13 protein-coding genes are annotated in these 19,670 nt (G+C 68.2%); 10 read left to right on the top strand and 3 right to left on the bottom strand.

Annotated features, from left to right (window positions below; genetic code table 11):
- The first annotated feature begins 148 nt into the window (after positions 1-148).
- Both gspD and FA89_RS15780 read left to right on the top strand, forming a co-directional pair.
- Positions 149-2,443, top strand: a complete 2,295-nt coding sequence (gspD, locus tag FA89_RS15785; RefSeq protein ID WP_036142013.1) for a type II secretion system secretin GspD — start codon at positions 149-151, stop codon at positions 2,441-2,443.
- A 70-nt stretch (positions 2,444-2,513) separates the two neighbouring features.
- Positions 2,514-4,190, top strand: coding sequence for a putative bifunctional diguanylate cyclase/phosphodiesterase (locus FA89_RS15780; RefSeq protein ID WP_051938865.1), 1,677 nt, complete (start codon positions 2,514-2,516; stop codon positions 4,188-4,190).
- Here FA89_RS15780 and FA89_RS15775 read toward each other — a convergent pair.
- Complete coding sequence (locus tag FA89_RS15775) at positions 4,100-4,807, bottom strand: hypothetical protein (protein WP_036142011.1); 708 nt, start codon at positions 4,805-4,807, stop codon at positions 4,100-4,102. The genes FA89_RS15780 and FA89_RS15775 overlap by 91 nt on opposite strands.
- Positions 4,808-4,956: 149 nt before the next feature.
- On the opposite strand from FA89_RS15775, the gene FA89_RS15770 reads away from it, so the two are divergent.
- The 4 genes from FA89_RS15770 (at position 4,957) to sodC (ending at position 8,944) form a co-directional block, all read left to right on the top strand.
- Positions 4,957-6,510 (top strand): protein adenylyltransferase SelO, encoded by a 1,554-nt coding sequence (locus FA89_RS15770; RefSeq protein ID WP_036142009.1) that lies wholly within the window; start codon positions 4,957-4,959, stop codon positions 6,508-6,510.
- A gap of 49 nt (positions 6,511-6,559) precedes the next feature.
- Positions 6,560-7,624, top strand: coding sequence for a class I SAM-dependent methyltransferase (locus FA89_RS15765; protein WP_185754411.1), 1,065 nt, complete (start codon positions 6,560-6,562; stop codon positions 7,622-7,624).
- The gene (locus tag FA89_RS15760; protein WP_036142007.1) at positions 7,621-8,322 is read left to right on the top strand and encodes a pseudouridine synthase; all 702 of its coding nucleotides are present in this window, start codon (positions 7,621-7,623) and stop codon (positions 8,320-8,322) included. Before FA89_RS15765 ends, FA89_RS15760 begins: the two co-directional genes overlap by 4 nt.
- Before the next feature lie 94 nt (positions 8,323-8,416).
- The gene (gene sodC, locus FA89_RS15755) at positions 8,417-8,944 is read left to right on the top strand and encodes a superoxide dismutase family protein (protein WP_036142003.1); all 528 of its coding nucleotides are present in this window, start codon (positions 8,417-8,419) and stop codon (positions 8,942-8,944) included.
- Here sodC and FA89_RS15750 read toward each other — a convergent pair whose 3' ends face one another.
- Together FA89_RS15750 and FA89_RS15745 are read right to left on the bottom strand one after the other, a co-directional pair.
- Complete coding sequence (locus FA89_RS15750) at positions 8,945-10,012, bottom strand: GGDEF domain-containing protein (RefSeq protein ID WP_051938864.1); 1,068 nt, start codon at positions 10,010-10,012, stop codon at positions 8,945-8,947.
- A 262-nt stretch (positions 10,013-10,274) separates the two neighbouring features.
- Positions 10,275-11,252, bottom strand: a complete 978-nt coding sequence (locus FA89_RS15745; RefSeq protein WP_051938863.1) for a CorA family divalent cation transporter — start codon at positions 11,250-11,252, stop codon at positions 10,275-10,277.
- A 103-nt stretch (positions 11,253-11,355) separates the two neighbouring features.
- Between FA89_RS15745 and FA89_RS15740 the strand changes: the two genes are divergently transcribed.
- The 4 genes from FA89_RS15740 (at position 11,356) to FA89_RS15725 (ending at position 18,714) form a co-directional block, all read left to right on the top strand.
- Positions 11,356-11,649: a GNAT family N-acetyltransferase gene (locus FA89_RS15740; RefSeq protein ID WP_036142000.1), complete on the top strand. Its 294-nt coding sequence runs from the start codon at positions 11,356-11,358 to the stop codon at positions 11,647-11,649.
- An 82-nt stretch (positions 11,650-11,731) separates the two neighbouring features.
- Positions 11,732-13,813, top strand: coding sequence for a S9 family peptidase (locus FA89_RS15735; RefSeq protein WP_036141997.1), 2,082 nt, complete (start codon positions 11,732-11,734; stop codon positions 13,811-13,813).
- Between the two features lie 256 nt (positions 13,814-14,069).
- On the top strand, positions 14,070-15,620 hold the full coding sequence (locus FA89_RS20845) for a putative bifunctional diguanylate cyclase/phosphodiesterase (protein ID WP_051938862.1): 1,551 nt from the start codon (positions 14,070-14,072) through the stop codon (positions 15,618-15,620).
- Entirely contained in the window at positions 15,610-18,714 is a 3,105-nt protein-coding gene (locus FA89_RS15725) for a ligand-binding sensor domain-containing diguanylate cyclase (protein ID WP_240003916.1), read from the top strand. The genes FA89_RS20845 and FA89_RS15725 overlap by 11 nt, the downstream gene beginning before the upstream one ends.
- The last annotated feature ends 956 nt before the right edge of the window (positions 18,715-19,670 follow it).

Genomic DNA, 19,670 nt, shown 5'->3' with positions numbered 1-19,670 from the left:
CATGCAGCCACGCTTCGCGGTTTCTTGCGACAGGCGCTCTACACCGTGCTTCCCGGCCGTCATGGAGTACATCGCGTGTGGGATCGGTAGCCTCGTGTCACGTCATCGTGCTATCTCTCGGTCTCCAACCGTTCGGGTGCCTGTGTTCATGAAGTTGTTTCCCGCCCTTTCCACCGCCATCGTGGTTGCCCTTGCCGGATGCCAATCGCTGCCGCAACCGCGTGACGATGGATCGTTGCAGCGCGAAGCCATGGCCGGTACGGAACTGCCCGCCCCGCGGCCGCGCATCGCGCCGTCGACCAATCCCTCCACGCCGACCACCACCCAGCCGCAGATCACCACCGGCACGGGCCAGTTCGTCCGGCCGGTGGGCCTGGCCAAGCCACGGCCGGTCGCCGCGGGCACGGGTACGGTCACCTTCAACTTCGAGAACCAGCCGGTGGAGGCGGTGGTCAAGGCCATCCTGGGCGACTTGCTGCACGAGAACTACTCGATCACCCCGGGCGTGCAGGGCAACATTTCCTTCTCCACCTCGCAGCCGGTGACGGCCGAGCAGGCGTTGCCGATCCTGGAGACGCTGTTGTCGTGGACGGATAACTCGCTGGTGCACAGCAACGGCCGTTACGTGGTGGTGCCCGCGAAGGATGCCGTGGCGGGAAACCTCGTGCCCAGCCTGGGCGCCAACGCGCCGGCCGGTGGCCTGCAGGCGCGGCTGTTCCCGTTGCACTACATCTCGGCCACCGAGATGCAGAAGCTGATCAAGCCGTTCGCGCGGCCGGACGCCACGCTGCTGGCCGATTCCACGCGCAACGTCATCGTCATGGCCGGTACGCCTTCAGAGCTGGATAACTACCAGCGCACCGTGGCCACGTTCGACGTGGACTGGCTGCGTGGCATGTCGGTGGGCGTGTTCAGCCTGCAGCGTGCGCAGGTGAAGGACCTGCAGCCGCAGCTGGATGCGATCTTCGGCGAGAAGGGCAACACGCCGATGGCCGGCGTGCTGCGTTTCATCCCGATCGAGCGGACCAACTCGCTGGTGGTGATCAGCCCGCAGCCGGCGTACCTCGACGAGGTACGCGGCTGGATCGACCGCATCGATCACGGCGGCGGCAACGAGCCCCAGCTGTACGTCTACGACGTGCGCAACGTGCAGGCCTCGGACATGGCCGATTATCTTTCCGACATCTACGGCAGCGGATCGAAAGGCGGCGCCACCGACCGCGGCGGCAAGGTGGGCCCCGGCCTTACCTCGGGTACGCTGGGTGGCGACAGCGACCTGGGCAATCGCGGCGGTTCGGGTCTCGGCAGCACCACGGGTGCCTTTGGCAGCACCGGCGGCGGTTCGACCACGGGCGGGCTGGCGTCGGGCACGGCGGGCAGCACCGGTGCGACCGGCTCGACCGCAAGCGGTGGCCTGGGCAGCGCGGGTGCAGGCGACGCGTCGTCGGGCGACAGCGGCGGCACCGGCAAGAGCCATTCCGCCACCACCACGGACGACGGCGTGCGGATCACCTCGGTGGACAGCAACAACCAGGTCATGGTGCGCTGCCGTCCCGCGCAATGGGCCGAGATCGAACAGGCGATCAAGCGCCTGGACGCCGTGCCGCTGCAGGTGCAGATCGAGACACGCATCCTCGAGGTCAGCCTCACCGGCGAATTCCAGTTCGGCGTGCAGTGGTACCTCGAAGGATTGACCGGCACCACCAACGGCCAGCCGACGCAGCCGGGCAACAAGCACCAGTACGCGCTGGGCAATGGGGGCGCCACGTACAACTCGGCGAACGACAGCTTCTTCTATTCGTTCGTCAACAACCATATCTCGGTCGCGCTGCACGCGATGGAGCAGAACGGCAATACCAAGGTGCTGTCGGCGCCATCGCTGGTGGTGCTGAACAACCAGAAGGCGCATATCCAGGTCGGCGACCAGATTCCCATCACGCAGACCTACATCAACACCAACGCCAATTCGGACAACACCATCGGCCAGCTGGAATACAAGGACACCGGCGTGATCCTCAACGTGCGTCCGCGCGTGAATCCCGGCGGCCTGGTGTATCTCAACGTGAACCAGGTGGTGAGCGCGGCGGGCCAGAAGGATACCGCCACGGGCAACTTCCCGATCCAGCAGCGCGAGGTGGCCACCCAGGTGGCCGTGCAGAGCGGGCAGACGGTGTTGCTGGGCGGCCTGATCAAGCAGAACGACACCACCACCGACACCGGTATTCCCGGGCTCAACCGTATACCCGTTTTCGGCCGTTTGTTCGGAACGACCAATCGCAGCCGCGCCCGCACGGAGCTGATCGTGCTGATCACGCCGCGGGTGATCACCAACGGCGACGAGGCCAAGCAGGTTACCGACGAATACCAGCGCAAATTCGAATCGCTGCGGCCCCTGACCCGCAACCCGTCGGTCGCACCGTCCACCGGCGCGGCCTACCCGTAGCTTTTCGCACACACGCGCGTCACACGGGGCGTTCCAACGTCGTCGGACGTGTTCTGGGAAGGGGGAACGGGTGGAATACGATCTGCAGGGCTGGTCGACCGTGCTGGAACTGATGCCCACGGCGATGTTCGTGCGCGACGCCCGGCACCGCTGGGTGCTGGTCAATCGGATGGGCTATGCGTATTTCGGCCTCGGCCCGGACGATGTCCTCGGGCGTACCGACGACGAACTGTTCCCGCCGGAGCAGGCCGCGCGCATGGCCGCCGGGGACGAAGCCGTGTTGCGCAGCCACGAGGTCGTGGAATCGGAGGAGTCGGTGTCCGATCCGCAGGGCCGCGTGCGCACCCTGATCACCCGAAAGACCTGCATCGAGCTGGACGGCCAGCCGCATGTGCTGGCCTCGATCACCGACATCACCGAGCTGCGTGAATCGGAGGCCTATGTCCGCTGGCTGGCCTGCCACGACGCGCTGACGGGGTTGTCCAACCGCACGGCGCTGTTCAGCCGCATCGAGGCCGCCATCGCCAAGGCAGCCGCCGGCGGGGAGCGTTCCGCTCTGTTCTATCTGGACCTGGACGGCTTCAAGAAGGTCAACGACACCTGGGGACACCTGGCCGGCGACGAATTGCTGATGCAGTTCGCGGTTCGCCTGCGCGACGCGGTGGACGCGAGCGATACGGTGGCGCGGATCGGCGGCGACGAATTCGCGGTGCTGGTGGAGGAACGCGACGGCTTCGACGCCGCGGCCCTGGCCGCTACGTTCCTCGCCCTTGCCGGCAAGCCCTTCGGGGTGCTCTCCACCACCACGTTCGTCGGCACGTCGGTGGGTGTGATCACCATCGACCGGGACGCGGTGGCCGCCGGCGAGCTGGCACGCAAGGCGGACAGTGCGCTCTACGAGGCGAAGAAGCGACGCAACCGCTACGTGCTCTACAACGACGAACTGGACGCCGCGCTGGAACACCGTCGCGATGTGGAACGGCTGCTGGACGATGCCCTGGTCAGCGGCGAGGGCCTGAGTTGCCATTACCAGCCGATGGTTCGTGCCAGCGACGGCAAGCTGATCGGCCTGGAAGCGCTGGCGCGGTGGCAGCATCCACGGCTGGGCGAGATCCCGCCGGTGCAGTTCATCCCCGTGGCGGAAGAAACCGGACTGATCGATCGCCTGGGCGAGTGGATGCTGCGCACTGCCTGCGCGCGCGTGGCCCGTCTGCCGGATCTGTTCGTGGCCGTGAACGTCAGCGCGGTGCAATTGCGCGACGACAACTTCGCCGCGATGGTGCTGCGCGTGTTGCGCGAATCAGGGTTGCCGGCGCAGCGCCTGGAGCTGGAAATCACCGAGAGTGCGATCGTCCACGCCGACGGCCTCGCGGTCGGTCTGCTCCGGCAGTTGCGTGGCGTGGGCGTGCGCGTGTCGCTGGACGACTTCGGAACCGGCTATTCCAGCCTCACCCTGCTGAAAGACCTCGATGTGGACAAGGTCAAGATCGACCGTTCGTTCGTGCAGATGGCACCGACGGCGGAGGATTCCGCGGCGATCGTGCGTGCCGTGTCCAACCTGGGCGCTGCGTTGGGCCTGTGTGTGGTGGCCGAGGGCGTCGAGACCGAGCAGCAGCGCGCGTTCCTTTGCGAAGCCGGCTGTGACGAACTGCAGGGTTACCTGTTCTCGCCGGCGGTGCCCGAGGACGGCATCGAGCACATGGCGCAGTCGTTTCCGGCACCCGCCGCGGTGCTTTCGCGGGAATAGGCATCCGCGGGCATCGGCCACGTGCGGCGCAGGTCGGGCATGCCGGGCACGCTGGTGGGCTGGGGCAACGGCAGCGGCATGCGCGCGCCGGATACGCCCCCGGTGGCATCGCCGACGATGGCGATGACGCAGCCGCCGCTTTCCTGCGAACTGCCGAACGACAGACGCCCCCAGGGCATCTGCAGCACCGTGTAACGGTTGGGCAGCATGGACGGCGCCGTCGGCAGGGTGGTTTCCGAGGCGGTGGCGTGGAAGGCCTCCGCCAGGTCCGTGCGCGGAAAGCACGGCCGCTGTTCGAGCTGGATGGAGGTGAAGCGGGCCATCGCCACGTCGCCGCCCTCGTTGAATCCGCGGGCCTCGAACGCACTCACCCGGTAACCGTCGCGCGTGACGAACGGCTGGCTGCGGACGATCTGGGGCGGCGCGTCCGCCGTCGCGTGCAGGCCGCCGGGCAGCTTGCGCGACAGGGCATCCACGGCGTTCGGCAGCGTGCCCATGGTTGCATTCACGATTTCCACCAGCGTCTTGTCGCTGCGCGGCACAGCCAACGGCCCGGCCCACGCGGCGGAGGCCAGGGAGGCGGCGAGCAGGCTGGCCAGAGCGCGGGTCGGACGCATGGAATCCAGGACGGGGAGGGCGGGGCGCTAGTGTGCACGAGTCGGTCGGCTCGTGCGGCATCGGGACCTTGTGCGGACCCTACGCCTTGTAACGCGCCCTGCCGACCGGATATTGAAGTGACCCTTCAACGCGTCAGCCCCCCTCGCCGATGACAGCCCTCCGTTTCGACAACGCCTTCGTCCGCGACCTGCCGGCCGACCCGGACACCCACAACGTGCCGCGCCAGGTGGAAGGTGCGGCGTATTCCTGGGTGGACCCCACCCCGGTGGCGGCGCCCCGGGTGGTCGCGGTCGCCGACGACGTTGCTGCCATGCTCGGCATCGATCCCGCCGCGCCGGACTTCGCCCAGGTGTTCTCCGGCAACGCGACCTGGCCGGGCATGCGTGGCTACGCCATGGCCTACGGCGGTCACCAGTTCGGCCACTGGGCCGGCCAGCTGGGCGACGGGCGGGCGATCGGGCTGGGTGAGGTACTGACGGCGCATCACGGCCGGCAGGAGCTGCAGCTCAAGGGGGCCGGCCGCACGCCGTATTCACGTGGCGCCGACGGGCGAGCCGTGCTGCGCTCGTCCATCCGCGAGTTCCTGTGCAGCGAGGCCATGCACCACCTGGGCGTGCCGACGACGCGGGCCCTGTGCCTGCTGGGCACCGGTGACCAGGTGCTGCGCGATGTCATGTACGACGGCCACCCGGCCCTGGAGCCGGGCGCCATCGTCTGCCGCGTGGCACCGTCCTTCCTGCGCTTCGGCTCGTACGAGCTGCCGTCGTCGCGCAACGACACGGGCCTGTTGCGCCAGCTGGTGGACTTCACCGTGCGCACGCATTTCCCGGCGATCGCGGCGTTGCCGGAGGCCGATCGCCATGGCGCGTTCTTCGCCGAGGTGTGCGAGCGCACCGCACGGCTGGTCGCGCACTGGATGCGCGTGGGCTTCGTCCATGGCGTGATGAATACCGACAACCTGTCCATCCTCGGCCTGACCATCGACTACGGCCCGTACGGGTGGGTGGACAACTTCGATCCGGACTGGACGCCCAACACCACCGACCGCGCGCATCGGCGCTACCGGTTCGGCCAGCAGCCGCAGGTGGCGTACTGGAACCTGCAACGCCTGGCCCAGGCATTGGCGCCGCTGTTCGCGGACACCGACGCCTTGCAGGCCGGGCTGGCGCGCTATGTGGAGGTGTTCGAGGCCACCGATGCGGCCTTCTCGCGCGCCAAGCTCGGTCTGGCGCAGGCGCGGGAGGATGACGACAGCCTGGTCGCGGACCTGCGTGGCCTGCTGGCCGCAGGTGAGATGGACATGACCATCTTCTACCGCGCGCTGGCGGCGCTGGACCTCGAAGCACCGTCCGTCGACACGGTGGCGGAGGCGTTCTACGACGACGCCCGTTGCGCCGCCGTCGAGCCGGCCCTGCTGCTTTGGTTGCGTCGCTATGCCGCCCGCCTGCGCGACGACGGCGCGTCGCCGGTCGAGCGCATGGCGCTGATGCACGCAAGCAATCCGCGCTACGTGCTGCGCAACTACCTCGCCCAGGAGGCGATCGATCGTGCGGAGCAAGGCGACGACAGCGGCGTGCACGCGTTGCTCGACACGCTGCGTCGTCCCTACGACGAGCAGCCGGGGCGCGAGCACTTTGCGGCCCGTCGTCCCGACTGGGCCCGCGACCGGGTAGGTTGCTCGATGCTCTCCTGCAGCAGCTGAGGGCGGCCGCTCGCGCTAGAATCGGCGGTCGTCCACCCTGCCGAGGTCCATGGCGTTGTCCGCCGGAACCGCATCCGAAGCCGCCCTGGAGGCGCTTTTCGTCCCGTTCGCCACGGGCGCGTTGCGCTGGCCGGACGACGGTCGCCTGTTGATGCTGCGCGCCCGCGACGGCTTTGCCCTGCGTGAGCACCGCCGTCCCGGGTGGGTCGTGCAGCAGTCGTTCAAGCCGGCCGCCGACGCGCTGGCGCGCTCCGGCTTCGAGGTCGTGGCCGAACCGCCCGCAGGGCGTTTCCGCGTCGTCATGGTGCTGCCCACCCGGCAACGCGAGGAAACCCGCGCGTTGTTCGCCCAGGCGCTGGCGTGCGCCGGCAGCGACGGCATCGTGGTGGCCGCCGTGCCCAACAGCGAAGGCGCGAAGACGGCCGAAGGCGATCTGACGGCGCTGGCCGGCCTCGATGGCCAGCTGTCGAAGCACAAGTGCCGGGTGTTCTGGACCCGACCCGGCAGCACGCCCGACCCGTTGCTGCACGAAGCGTGGCTGGCGCTGGACGCACCCACCGCCATCGAGGGCCGGCGTTTCCTCAGCCGGCGCGGGCTGTTCGCGTGGGACCGCGTCGACGCCGCCTCGTCGCTGCTGGCCGCGGCCTTGCCGGTGGACCTGCGGGGGCGGCTGGCCGATCTGGGTGCGGGCTTCGGCTATCTCGCGTGCGCCGCCATCGAGCGCTGCCCGGGCATCGTCGCCGCGGATCTCTACGAAGCCGAAGGCCGGGCCCTTGCGCCGGCCAGCGCCAACCTTGCCGCGGCCGTGAGCCATGCGGGCCGTGACGTCGCCACGTCCGTGCAGTGGGCCGACGTGACCCACGGCATCGCCCCCGGTTACGACGTGATCGTGTCCAACCCGCCGTTCCACCAGGGACGCGCGGACCAGCCGGAACTCGGCCGCGCGTTCATCGCGGCCGCGGCGCGGGGCCTCGCGCCCACCGGCCGGTTCTGGATGGTCGCCAATCGCCACCTCGCTTACGAGGCGGCACTCGACGCGGCGTTTGCCCGCGTCCACAGGGTCGTCGACAGCGACGGCTTCAAAGTCATCGAAGCACAGGAGCCCCGTCGATGAAACTCGTCCGCCTGTTGGCGAATCTTGGTTATGGCAGTCGCAAGCAGGTCGCCGCCCTGTTCCGTGAGGGCGCGGTCACCGACGCCGACGGCGAGGTGCTGTACGCCGACGACAAGATGGAACACGGCCAGATCCGTTTCGAGGGCCAGCCACTGGATCCGCCGCAGGGCCTTCTGCTGATGCTCAACAAGCCCACCGGCTATACCTGCTCGCGCAAGGACGTCGGACGCCTGGTCTACGACCTGCTGCCGCCGCGCTTCGCACTGCGCAACCCGGTGTTGTCGACGGTGGGGCGACTGGATCGCGACACCTCGGGGCTGCTGCTGTTCACCGACGACGGCCCGTTGCTGCACCGGATCATCTCGCCCAAGGCTTCGCTGGCGAAGGTCTACGAGGCCACGCTGGCCGAGGACCTGCGTGGCGATGAAGCCGCGATCTTCGCGGCCGGTACCCTGATGCTGGAGGGTGAGACCGACCCCCTGCTGCCGGCGACGCTGGACGTGCTCGGCCCGCGGCGGGCCCGCCTGACGCTCACGGAAGGCCGTTACCACCAGGTGCGCCGCATGTTCGCGGCGGTGGGCAACCATGTCGCGGCCCTGGAACGGACCACGCTCGGTGGCTTGTCGCTCGACGACCTGCCGGTGGGCGAGTGGCGCGCGCTCGACGACCAGGACCGGGTGCGGATGTTCGGCGGATGAGTGGCGGCCTAGGGGTCACGCGGTGCCGGCGTGGACGCCCTCTCCACGCCGGGTGCACTATCCCTTGGAGGGTCCCGAACCCAAGGAGTGCGCCATGAAGAAGATCGCCATCGTTGTTGCCGGCCTGGTCGCGTGCGCCGCCGCGCATGCCGCGGACAAAAGCCTCGTCGTGCCGCTGACCGCCGTCACGGCGCAGGGTGCCGGTGCGTCGGTCGGTACGGTGACCGTGACCGAAAGCGCGAAGGGCCTGGTATTCACGCCGAACCTGAAGGGCCTGCCGCCGGGTCAGCACGGATTCCACCTGCACGAGAAGCCGAGCTGCGATCCGGGCGAGAAGGATGGCAAGAAGGGCGCCGCGCTGGCCGCCGGCGGCCATTACGATCCGGCGAAGACCGGCAAGCACGCGGGCCCGGAGGCCATGGGCCATGAGGGCGACCTGCCGCGCATCGACGTGGGCGCCGATGGCACCGACACCACGCCGGTCACCGCGCCGCACCTCAGCTCGCTGGCCACGCTCAAGGGCCATGCCCTGATGATCCACGCCGGCGGCGACAACTACGCCGACCAGCCGGAAGCGCTGGGCGGTGGCGGTGCGCGTATCGCCTGCGGTGTGGTGCCCTAGTCAGAACAGGTCGATACTGCCCAGCGCCGCCGGCGGTGCCAGCTGGCCCCGTTCGGCCAGGCTTTCGTAGCCGTGCACGCCGTTGCGGCCGTTTTCCTTGGCGAAGTAGAGCGCCTTGTCTGCCCGGTCGAGCACGATCTCGGGGTAGTCGTTCTCGGTGATCCGCGCGTAGCCGATGCTGACGGTGACATGGCCGACCTGCGGGAACGCGTGGTCGGCGATGAACTGGCGGAAACGATCCAGCGCATAGTGCGCCACGTTTTCGTTTTCCGCGGCGATCAGCATCACGAATTCCTCGCCGCCGAAGCGGAACAGAACGTCGCTCTGGCGGAAGCTGGCGCGCATCAACTGGGCCAGCATCAGGATGACTTCGTCACCGTAGACATGGCCGTAGGTGTCGTTGATCCGCTTGAAATGGTCGATGTCCAGGATCGCGAGGTAGATCTTGCTGTCGTCGTCGCGGCCGCGACGCTCGTCCTCGCCACCCACCGCGGCCCTGGCTCGCTGGCGGCTGAGCTTGAGCAGGCGGCGCAGGCGCTGTTCGAAGCTGCGGCGGTTGTATAACCCGGTGAGCTTGTCGCGCTCGCTCTCGTTGAGCAGGGCGATGTAGTTGCCGTAGATACGGGCGAAGCCTTCGATCATGACGCGCACGGCGTCGAGTGAATCGTTCGCCTCCAGCATCAGCGCACCGATGGCCGAGGAGTCACGCTGGATGGGAATCACCAGGCGGCAGTCGCCGGTGTCGGTTATGTCGCTGACGACTTCCAGCGTTTCCATGGCGCACACGATGCTGTCGACAGGGTCGCCCTCGCGCGGGGGCTCCAGGGCGTCGACGACGAAACCGCCTTCGGTTTTCCGCGAGCACACCACCATCGATTCGATCGGCTGTTGCAGGCTTTCGCCGCGCTTGCACAGCGTCACGCTGTTGACGGGCACCAGTTCGGCCAGGGAGAGCACCAGGCTGTGGTCCAGTGCGTCGATGTCGCGATGGTGGGTGAACTCCGCCACCGAAGCCAGCAGGCGCGTCTCGGGAAAGCCGCCCGCGAGGGCGTGCCAGGGTGTCCTCATGGGGTATCCCGCGGCGCGACGTGGTGTCCGCGATGGTGGTTACTGACTGGCACCGAGCACATCCTCCCCCGAGTCGGGCAGCCTGACGGCGCCCCATGTCGTCCGACCGGCTGATACCGGGCTTATCCTCAGGGAGGGATAACGGCACCCAAGCCGCAAACTTTAGGGTAAAAACAGGCCCGATGCGTGAAAGTGTGACGAGGGTCCGTCTTGACGTCTTCACATGGAGGGCGGCCTGGGTTAAGGGCGGGGTGTGTCGGGCTCAGTCGCCCTCGAGCCACCCGCGCCATTTGAAGAACAGTACGGGCAGCAGCATGCTGAGCAGGATGATCCCGATGGCCATGGGATAGCCGAACGTCCAGTCCAGTTCCGGCATGTGCTTGAAATTCATGCCCCACACGCCGGCCAGGATCACCGGCGGAATGGTCGCCACCGAGGTCACGGTCAGCACCTTCATCACGTGGTTCTGGTCGGTGCTGATGAAACCCAGGCTGGCGTCCAGCAGGAACTGCAGCTTGTTGGTCAGCTGGTCGTCGAATTCGTCCAGCGTGCGCAGGTCGTGGTCGACCACGCGCAGCCGCACTTCCACCTGGTCGGACATCCATTCCGGCTGCTTGGCCCGCACGAACGACACGATGCGCTGCACGCCCAGCATCGAGGAACGATTGCGCGCCTGCTCGCCTTCCAGCCGTCCCACCTCCAGCATGCAGTCGCGCAGGGCCGGGGTGCCCAGCCGCTCGGTGGTGAAGACGCGGTCGGAGAGTTTCTTCAGGTCGGCCGAAACGTCTTCCATCCGCTTGGCCGCCAGGTTCACGATGGCTTCGATCAACGTGGCCAGCACGTCGCCGCTGGATTCCCAGCGCTGCTCGTCGCAACTGCGGCTGGCCAGGTCGAAGGCGGGGGAATCGTGGAAACGCAGGGTCATCAGCAGGCGACCGGTTACCACGATGCCGAGCGGCGACGGCTGATGTCCCCCACCGTCGCGCGCGGCGTGATCCACGTCGGCGAAGTAGGGGATGGACAGGTACATGGCGTCGTCGTCGGTACGGATGCGGCTGGACAGGGCCAGGTTATCCACATCGCCGCGGTCGGGCACGCGCAGTCCGGAGATCGCCCCGGCGCATCGGCGTTCGTCGTCGCTGGGGTCGAGCAGGTCGATCCACAGCGGCGCCCGGGGCACGTCCATGCCGGTCGTCCAGTGGATGGCCGCCTTGCGGCCGTGTTCATGAATGATGAGCACGCGCGTGTCGATCCTGTGGCCTGGCCAGTGGGGCGCGACCTTAACGCCACGCCCATCCACGGAGTGCGAAAGTGTCGGCACCTTTTTCCGTCCGGAGTATGCAATGAGCGACACCGCCCAGCCACTGGCCATTACCCACGATGCCGCCAACCAGGTGTTCACCGCCGTGGTCGACGGGCACACCTGCGAGGTGGAATACCGCCTGGAAGGCGACGCCATGACTATCACCCATACGGGCGTTCCCTCGCCGGTGGGCGGGCGCGGCATCGCGGCGGCGTTGACGCTGTTCGCCGTGCGCTTTGCCGAGGGCAGGCATTGGAAGATCGTTCCCGCCTGTTCTTACGCCGACACCTGGTTCAAACGTCATCCCGAGTACGCCCATCTGCTGCGAGGTTGAGCGCGTCACGTAGGGGCATGCCTACCCCCGTGGATGGGTGTCGTGATAGTTTTCACGTTTAACTCACAGACCGGGTAATCGCATGCGCACGAAGTGGATCGCCGCCGCTCTGGCCCTTGCCATCGTCCATGCCGGTTCCGCCGACGCCGCCGATACCGCCTCTGCGCCGGGCAAGAAGGCGGCGTCGCCCACCGATGCGCGGATCGCCAGCATCCTGGACGCGCTGGGCAAGGTCCGCACCATCGAATCCGTCGCGCTGTCGCCCGATGGCAAGCAACTGGCCTGGGCGGTCAAGACCGACGGCAAGCCGGTGATCGAGATCGCCGATGCCCAGGGCCACCACGCGCACCGGATCACCGCGTCCAAGGGTTGCAGCGAGGTCGGCGTGGCCTGGGCCGCCGACTCGCGTCGGCTGGCTTTCCTCTCCGACTGCGCGGGCAAGGGCCCGGGCGTGGGGGAGGGCAAGCAGAACGACATCTATGTCGTCGATACCTCGCGCAAGGCCGCGCCACAGCGGCTCACCCACCTCACCGGCTATGTGGACAGCCTCACCTGGCGTCCGGACGGCAAGCAGCTCGGCTTCCTCTACGTGCCCAACGCCACCCGCCAGGCCAGCGCCACGGCCGCGGCCAAGCCGCAGCTGGGCGAAGTCGGCGTCGAGGGCATCGAGATCCAGCAGATGGCCACCGTGGACGCCACGGGAGGCGAGGTCCACGTGCTGACGCCCGCCGGTCTGCACGTCTACGAGTTCGCGTTCTCCGAAGCGGGTGACCGGGTGGCCTATGTCGCCGCCGAGCCGCCGGGCGACAATAACTGGTGGGTGGCGAAGCTGTATGTCCAGCCCAGCCGGGCGGGCGCCAAGGCCGACGTGGTGGTGGACACCACGAAGCTCACCGGTGCGCTCAAGGGCTTGCAGATCGCCGTGCCGCGCTTCTCGCCGGACGGCTTGCGCCTTGCCTTCATCGGCGGCCTCATGAGCGACCAGGGCTCCACCGGCGGCGACATCTGGACCGTACCGTCCGCCGGCGGCGCCGCCCCGCTGGACGTCACCCCGGAGATCCATACCACCCCGGCCTGGTATGCCTGGACGGCGAACGACCAGCTGCTGGTCGACGAGGTGGCCGCCGGGTCGGCCCGACTGTCGCGCTATGCCCTGCCGGCCACCGGCGCGGCATCGGCCACCCGCCTGTTCGATCTGCCGATGTCGATCGGCGACGGCCGTCTGTCGATGTCCGTGTCGCTGGATGCGGTGGCCACGCATGCGGCCTTCATTGCCAGCTCGTTCGAGCAACCCTACGAAGTGCACGTGGCCGACCTGGCCGGCGGCCAGGCACCGGTGGCGGTGACGGCGTTCAACGCCGGGCTGAAGCCGTCCTGGGGCAAGGCCGAGTCGATCTCCTGGACCTTCGAGGGCCACGACGTGCAGGGCTGGCTGCTGTATCCGGCGCATTACGATCCGGCCAAGCGCTACGGCATGATCGTCGCGGTGCACGGTGGCCCGGCCGCATCGGTCATGCCGCGCTGGCCCGGCGTAGGCTACGGCGGCGCGCCGCTGTCGGCCCTGGGCTATTTCGTCTTCATGCCCAACCCGCGCGGCAGCTACGGCCAGGGCGAGGCCTTCGTCCAGGCCAACCGCAAGGATTTCGGCTACGGCGACCTGCGCGACATCCTTGCCGGGGTCGATGCGATCGAGAAGGACCACCCGGTGGACGACAAGCGCCTGGGCCTCACCGGCTGGAGCTACGGCGGCTTCATGACGATGTTCGGCGTGACCCAGACCAACCGCTTCCGTGCGGCGGTGGCCGGCGCCGGTATCTCCAACTGGCAGAGCTACTACGGGCAGAACCTGATCGACCAGTGGATGACGCCTTACTTCGGCGCCTCGGTGTACGACGACCCCGGCGTCTATGCAAAGAGTTCCGCGATCAACTTCATCAAGCAGGTCAAGACGCCCACGCTGATCGTCGTGGGCGAACGCGACGCCGAAACGCCGGCACCGCAGTCGTTCGAGTTCTGGCACGCGCTGCGCGCGCAGGGCGTGCCCACCTCGCTGGTGGTCTACCCGGGTGAAGGGCATGGCTTCGCGCGCGAAGAAAACCGTCGTGACGTGGTCGCCCGGGCGCTGTCGTGGTTCGACCGCTACCTGTCGGCCAAGGGGCAATAAATCGCGATCGTGCGCGTTTTCGGAAGCGCACGCCTAAGGGTGCATTGCGTTTTTTCGCCGGTCCATCATCATTCGGCAGATCGGGGCTAAAGGCGGGGGCGTTGGTGGCCGTTACACCTAGGGAGAAGTCGTTTTGCGCCTTGCGTCTCTCCGGGTACCCGGGCGTACTTGTTTCGTATTCGAAGAACATCCCCGGCCCGGCGCGTCTTGCGTCGGCCACCGGGACATCCCGGCGACGTCCGGGCCGGAGCAAAGTGTGCTGAGCCATCGTAGTGTCGAGGGCGGCCTTCACGGGGTCGCTTCGCGGTGTGCCCGCTGGACCCTCACGGGTTCGGGCGAGGGTGGTCACTGCACCGGTTTTGGCACCGCCGGCGCGGGACTGGGCTGGCTCGTCTCGCTGGTCGTCGTGGTTGTCCTGGCCTCCGTCGTCATCGCGTGGCTGGCCAGCCAGCGCGTGCGGTTGCGCAGCCGGCTGGGCGATCCCCGCGAGCAGGCGCGCCGCGCACTGGCGTTCCGCGCCTACCACGACACCCTGACCGGGCTGCCCAATCGCGCCTACCTGCTGCAGACGCTCGAGCGGGCCCTGGCGACGTCCTCCGACGAGGCGCTCGCCGTGATGTTCATCGACCTGGACGGCTTCAAGTCCATCAACGACACGCTCGGCCACGAGGCCGGCGACGCCTTCCTGCAGGCCGTCGCCAGCAGTCTGCGCAGCAGCGTGCGCGAACGCGACACGGTGTCGCGCTTCGGCGGCGACGAGTTCGTGGTGGTGGTGCAGGCCTATGGCGGCATGGAAAACCTCGTGCGGGTCTGTCGCAAGGTGCTCGACCTGGTGTCGCAGCCGGTCAGCGTCGCCGGCCAGTTCGTGGCGGTCAGCCCCAGCATCGGCGTCGCCGTGGCGCCCAAGGACGGCACCGTCGCCCAGATGCTGATCCGCAACGCGGATGCCGCGATGTATGCGGTGAAGGAAACCGGCAAGGCCGACTTCCGTTTCTACGAGGAAGGCATGCTCGAGCAGGCCCGCGAACGCGTCGCGCTGACGGTGGAACTGCGTGAGGCCCTGCAACAGGGCAACCTCAGCCTGGAGTACCAGCCCAAGCGCCACCTGCGCGACGGCACGCTGGCCGGCGTGGAAGCGCTGGCACGCTGGAAGCACCCCGTGCGGGGGCAGGTGCCACCGGCCGTGTTCGTGGCGGTGGCGGAGCGCTCCGGCCTGATCCACGCCCTGGGCGAATACGTGCTGCGCGCAGTGCTGACCCAGGTGAAGGCCTGGGACGCGGCCGGCATCGCGGTGGATTACGTGGCGATCAACCTCTCCATGCACGAGCTGACCCGACCGGCTTTCGTCGAGACGCTGCACCGTGTCGTACGTTCCTACGGCGTGGATCCGGGCCGGATCCGCTTCGAACTCACCGAATCCACAGCCATGCGCCAGCCGGAAGAAACCCTGCGCCAGCTGGTCAAGCTGCGCTCCCACGGTTTCGACCTGCTGATCGACGACTTCGGCGCGGGCTACTGGAACCTGGGCCACCTGCGCGAACTGCCCGTGGGCACCATCAAGATCGACCAGTCGTTCGTGCGTGGCAGCACCCTCAACCTGGCCGACCGCGAGATCACCGAGGCGATCGTCGGGCTGGCCCGTAAGCTCAACATGCGCACCATCGCCGAAGGCGTGGAAACCGAGGCACAGGCCGACTGGCTGCGCGAACTCGGGTGCGACATCGGCCAGGGCTACTTCTTCGCCCGTCCGATGACCGCCGACGCCTTCAGTCATTACCTCGATCCGACGATGGCCCATGCCGGCTGAGCGCGCTTCCCGGCCCGTGCGCCCCTCGCGCCTTCGAGCCCGCCTTGCGGTCCTCGCGGTCGGGCTGGCGTGGTTCGTCACCGCGGTCATGGCCGCGGAGGTGGCGCCGGCCGTGCCCACCGCCGGGGTCGATCCCTGGGCGGTGTACGAGACCGCATGGTTCGACACCGTCGGCGTGGCGGACGGTCTGCCGCACTCCACCACCACGGCCATCGTGCAGGACAAGCGCGGCCTGATCTGGATCGGTACGTTCGGTGGCCTGGTGCGCTACGACGGTTACCGCATGCAGGTGTTCGGCCAGGAGCCCGATGCGTATGCGGGCGCCGTGCTGCCGGATGCCTACGTCCGCGCCCTGGTGCCGCTGGACGACGGCGGCCTGCTGATCGGCACCAACACCGGCGGCCTGGTGCGGTTCGATCCGCAGACCATGCGCTTCCATGTGTATCCCGTGGGCCCCGGCGGCACGTCGCACGCGAAGATCTTCTCGATCGCCCCGGCGCGCGAGCACGGTGTGTACTGGGTGGCCACCGAAGGCGGCATCGACCGCATCGACGTTGCCCGGGGCCGCATCGAACACGTCTCGGGACAGCCCGGCGACGAGAAGGACATGCGGCCGCGTACCTTCGTGGTGGCCGAGGACGCCGTGGGCAACCTCTGGGCGGGTGCGGACAATGGCCTGTTCGTGCGTCGTCCCGGCGGCCACTTCGAGCGCGTCGTGTCGACCGACCCGGCCATCGACGAGATCCTGCACGACCAGGTCTGGGCGTTGCTGCCCGATGCCAAGCGCAACCTCTGGATAGGCACGGGGCAGTCCGGCGCCATCTACATCGATGCGGACGGCAAGGCGCACCGCGTGCCCGGCCTGTCCGGCAAGGACAGCGTGGCCCGCCGGCGCACCGTGCGCGCCTTTCACGAGACACCGCAGGGCGTGCTCTGGGCGGCGACGGACGGCGCGGGTGTCGTCACCTACGACACCGTGACGGGACGCGTGCGTCCGCTGGCCCACGATGCCGCCATGCCCTCGTCGTTGCCCGGCGACATTACGCGCGACATCCTGCAGGACGCCTCGGGAAACATCTGGGTCGCGACCGAACTCGGCGCGGCGCGCTACGACCCCCACGGGCGCGCGGTGTTCTCCGTGCTGCCCTCGCCGCTGGAAACCCACACGCTCTCCAACGCCAACGTGCATTCGGTGTTCGTCGACCCGCGCGGCCGGGTCTGGCTGGGGCTGGGCATGGGGCGTATCGACGTGCTCGATTTGGGCAAGGGCGGCATGCGCCACCTGCAACTGGCTGGCGAGCAGGCGGAGCGCGACGTGCAGGCCTTCGTCGTGGCGCCCGACGGTGCCATCTGGGCGGGCGCGCAAGGCATTTCGCGGATCGATCCGGAGACCTTCGCCATGACCAGCTCGGTGATCCCGAGCCTGGACGGCAAGCTGATCCTGTCGATGCAGCGCGACGGCAACGACATCCTGATCGGCGGTTACGACGGCCTGTTCCGTTACGACACGGTCAAGGGCACCCTGGTGCAGATGCGCCACGACGACGGCGATCCGAGCAGCCTCGTCGGCGACCAGGTGCGCTACATCACGCGCATGCCCGGCGCGTGGTGGTTCTCGACCATCAGCGGCATCAGCATCGCCTACGACGGCAAGCCGGGCTTCGTGAACCTGCACCACGATCCGGCGGACCCCACCAGCCTGCCGCACGACTACACCGGCTCGGTGGCGTTCGATTCGCATCACCGATTGTGGCTGGGCACCTTCGGCGGCATTGCCTATATCGACGATTTCAAGCCGGGCGGCCCGTTCCGCTTCGGCGTGATCGGCGCGCGCGAGGGCCTGGTCAACACCAAGATCAACGCCTTGCTGATCGACCACGACGACCGGGTCTGGGCATCGATGGCCAATGGCGTGGCCATGGTGGATGCCCATACCCACCGGGTGGCCGACCTGGGTATCCGCGACGGCCTGCGCATTCCCAGCTACATCCACCGTGCGGCCGCGGAGGCGCCGGGCGGCGAGCTGATGTTCGGCGGCCTGGGCGGCCTCACGGTGATCCGTCCCTACTGGGTGGCGCCGCGGGTGGCACCGCCGCGCCTGGCGATCACCCAGGTGACGGTCAACGACAAGTCGCTGCCCCTGGCCGACCTGCCGGGTGACGGCGGCAGCGTCAGCCTCGACGGCGACGGCCGCAACCTGCGCGTGGACTTCGCCCTGCTGGATTTCCGCGCACCCGCGGAGACCCACTACGCCTACCGCATGGACGACGCGGACAGCGGCTGGAACGAGGTGGCCCGCGGGCTGCCGCCCAGCGCGATCTACACCAACCTCGCCAGCGGCAACTACACGCTGCGCCTGCGCGCGACGATGCGCGGGCTGGATGCCCGCACGGTGGAATCCTCCATTCACGTGACCGTGGTGCCGCGCTGGTACGAAAGCCTGTGGACGCTGGCGTTCGGGGTGGTGCTGGGCGTGGTGGCATTCTTCGGCCTGGTCCACCTGCGCACGCTCTACCTGCGTCGTCGTGCCGAGCTGTTGCAGGTGCAGGTCGATGCGCGCACGCGCGACCTCAAGGCCGCGAACGAACGGCTCGACCACCTCGCCGGTACCGACGAGCTGACCGGCTCGCTCAACCGCCGCCGCTTCCTCGAACAGGCCGAGCGGGTGCGCCAGGGCGCCGCGAGCGACGGCATCCCGTTCAGCATGGTGTTGCTGGACATCGACGACTTCAAGACGGTGAACGACACGTTCGGCCACCTGGCCGGCGACACGGTGATCCGCGAGACGATGCGGGTGATCTCGTCGATGTGCCGTGCCGACGACCTGGCCGGCCGCTTCGGCGGCGAGGAGTTCATCCTCTGCCTGCCGGGCGCCCTGGCCGAGCACGCACTGGACATCACCGAGCGCGTGCGCCACGCGCTGGGCGCGATGACCATCGTGCACGGCGACTACCGCATCCGCATCACGGTGAGCGCGGGCGTCGCCATGTGGCGTGCACCCGAGTCGCTCAATTCCCTGCTAGGCCGCGCTGACGAGGCGCTCTACGAGGCAAAGAACGACGGCCGGAACCGCAGTCGCATCGCCAGCCTCTAAGCCCGGTAGGACCGCAGAATGTGCCGGTAGAAACGCACGACGTGCCGGTAGGAGCGCACGATGTGCGCGAAAAACCAACAAGGCGGTAAAGCGGTAAAGCGGTAAAACCGAATTCCTCGAGCAAGAGCCGGCGGGTAGCCCCCTCGGGGCCACGCCTGCGGCGACCCGCTAGGGAAGGGCCGCGTGCGCGGCCGTATGTCTATTGCCCTTCGGGCCCGGGTCGGGCTTCGAACGGGGATTTTCGATTCGCCATCCATGGCTCAGCGAAAATGGCCGGCCGTCCTGGCCGGCCCCGCTACGCGGCCTTGTCCGTTCGAATCCCTCGCCTGTGGCTACCGGCCCCGAGGGGTCTACCCGCCGGCTCTTTCCATCACTGAGGTGGGTTGTGACGCGAGCGACCGCAGACGTGCGGGGTAGGGCGTCACCGCTTTGTTGGCTTTTCGCCCACATCGTGGGCTCCTACGCCAGGGGTAGGTAGGTCGCAGGTGTAGGGCAGTTTGTGGCATATCCAACGCGTGATCCGCCATCTGGGTAGGAGCGCACGCACGTGCGCGAACCCTCGACGTATCCAAGGCGACCGATGCCATGCAAAGCAGGCAAGCGAGCGTTCCCAGCCACGAAGCGAAACCCAGCTCTTCGCTCTCCCCACACCCAACCTCAGTGCTGGAAAGAGCCGGCGGGTGCCACCCTCGGGGCCGGTAGCCGCAGGCGAGGGATTCGAACGGACAAGGCCGCGTAGCGGGGCCGGCCAGGACGGCCGGCCGTTTCCGCTGAGCCACGGAGGGCGAATCGGAAACCCCCGTTCGAAGCCCGACCCGCCCCGAAGGGGAATAAATACACGGCCGCGGAGCGGCCTTTCATTGACGGGTCGCCGCAGGCGTGGCCCCGAGGGTGGCACCCGCCGGCTCTTGCTCCAAGACACTAAGACCTAGAGCGAAACGCGAGGCCGAAGGCGA

Origin of the sequence: Luteibacter sp. 9135 (assembly GCF_000745005.1) — a bacterium.
Taxonomy (GTDB): domain Bacteria; phylum Pseudomonadota; class Gammaproteobacteria; order Xanthomonadales; family Rhodanobacteraceae; genus Luteibacter.
This window is presented reverse-complemented; position numbering and strand designations above follow the sequence as displayed.

Bases quoted from the DNA above. Each gene is read 5' to 3' on its own strand.
- gspD (WP_036142013.1), top strand. From the start codon at position 149: ATGAAGTTGTTTCCCGCCCTTTCCACCGCCATCGTGGTTGCCCTTGCC.
- FA89_RS15775 (WP_036142011.1), bottom strand. From the start codon at position 4,807: ATGCGTCCGACCCGCGCTCTGGCCAGCCTGCTCGCCGCCTCCCTGGCC.
- FA89_RS15770 (WP_036142009.1), top strand. From the start codon at position 4,957: ATGACAGCCCTCCGTTTCGACAACGCCTTCGTCCGCGACCTGCCGGCC.
- FA89_RS15765 (WP_185754411.1), top strand. From the start codon at position 6,560: ATGGCGTTGTCCGCCGGAACCGCATCCGAAGCCGCCCTGGAGGCGCTT.
- FA89_RS15760 (WP_036142007.1), top strand. From the start codon at position 7,621: ATGAAACTCGTCCGCCTGTTGGCGAATCTTGGTTATGGCAGTCGCAAG.
- sodC (WP_036142003.1), top strand. From the start codon at position 8,417: ATGAAGAAGATCGCCATCGTTGTTGCCGGCCTGGTCGCGTGCGCCGCC.
- FA89_RS15750 (WP_051938864.1), bottom strand. From the start codon at position 10,012: ATGAGGACACCCTGGCACGCCCTCGCGGGCGGCTTTCCCGAGACGCGC.
- FA89_RS15740 (WP_036142000.1), top strand. From the start codon at position 11,356: ATGAGCGACACCGCCCAGCCACTGGCCATTACCCACGATGCCGCCAAC.
- FA89_RS15735 (WP_036141997.1), top strand. From the start codon at position 11,732: ATGCGCACGAAGTGGATCGCCGCCGCTCTGGCCCTTGCCATCGTCCAT.
- FA89_RS15725 (WP_240003916.1), top strand. From the start codon at position 15,610: ATGCCGGCTGAGCGCGCTTCCCGGCCCGTGCGCCCCTCGCGCCTTCGA.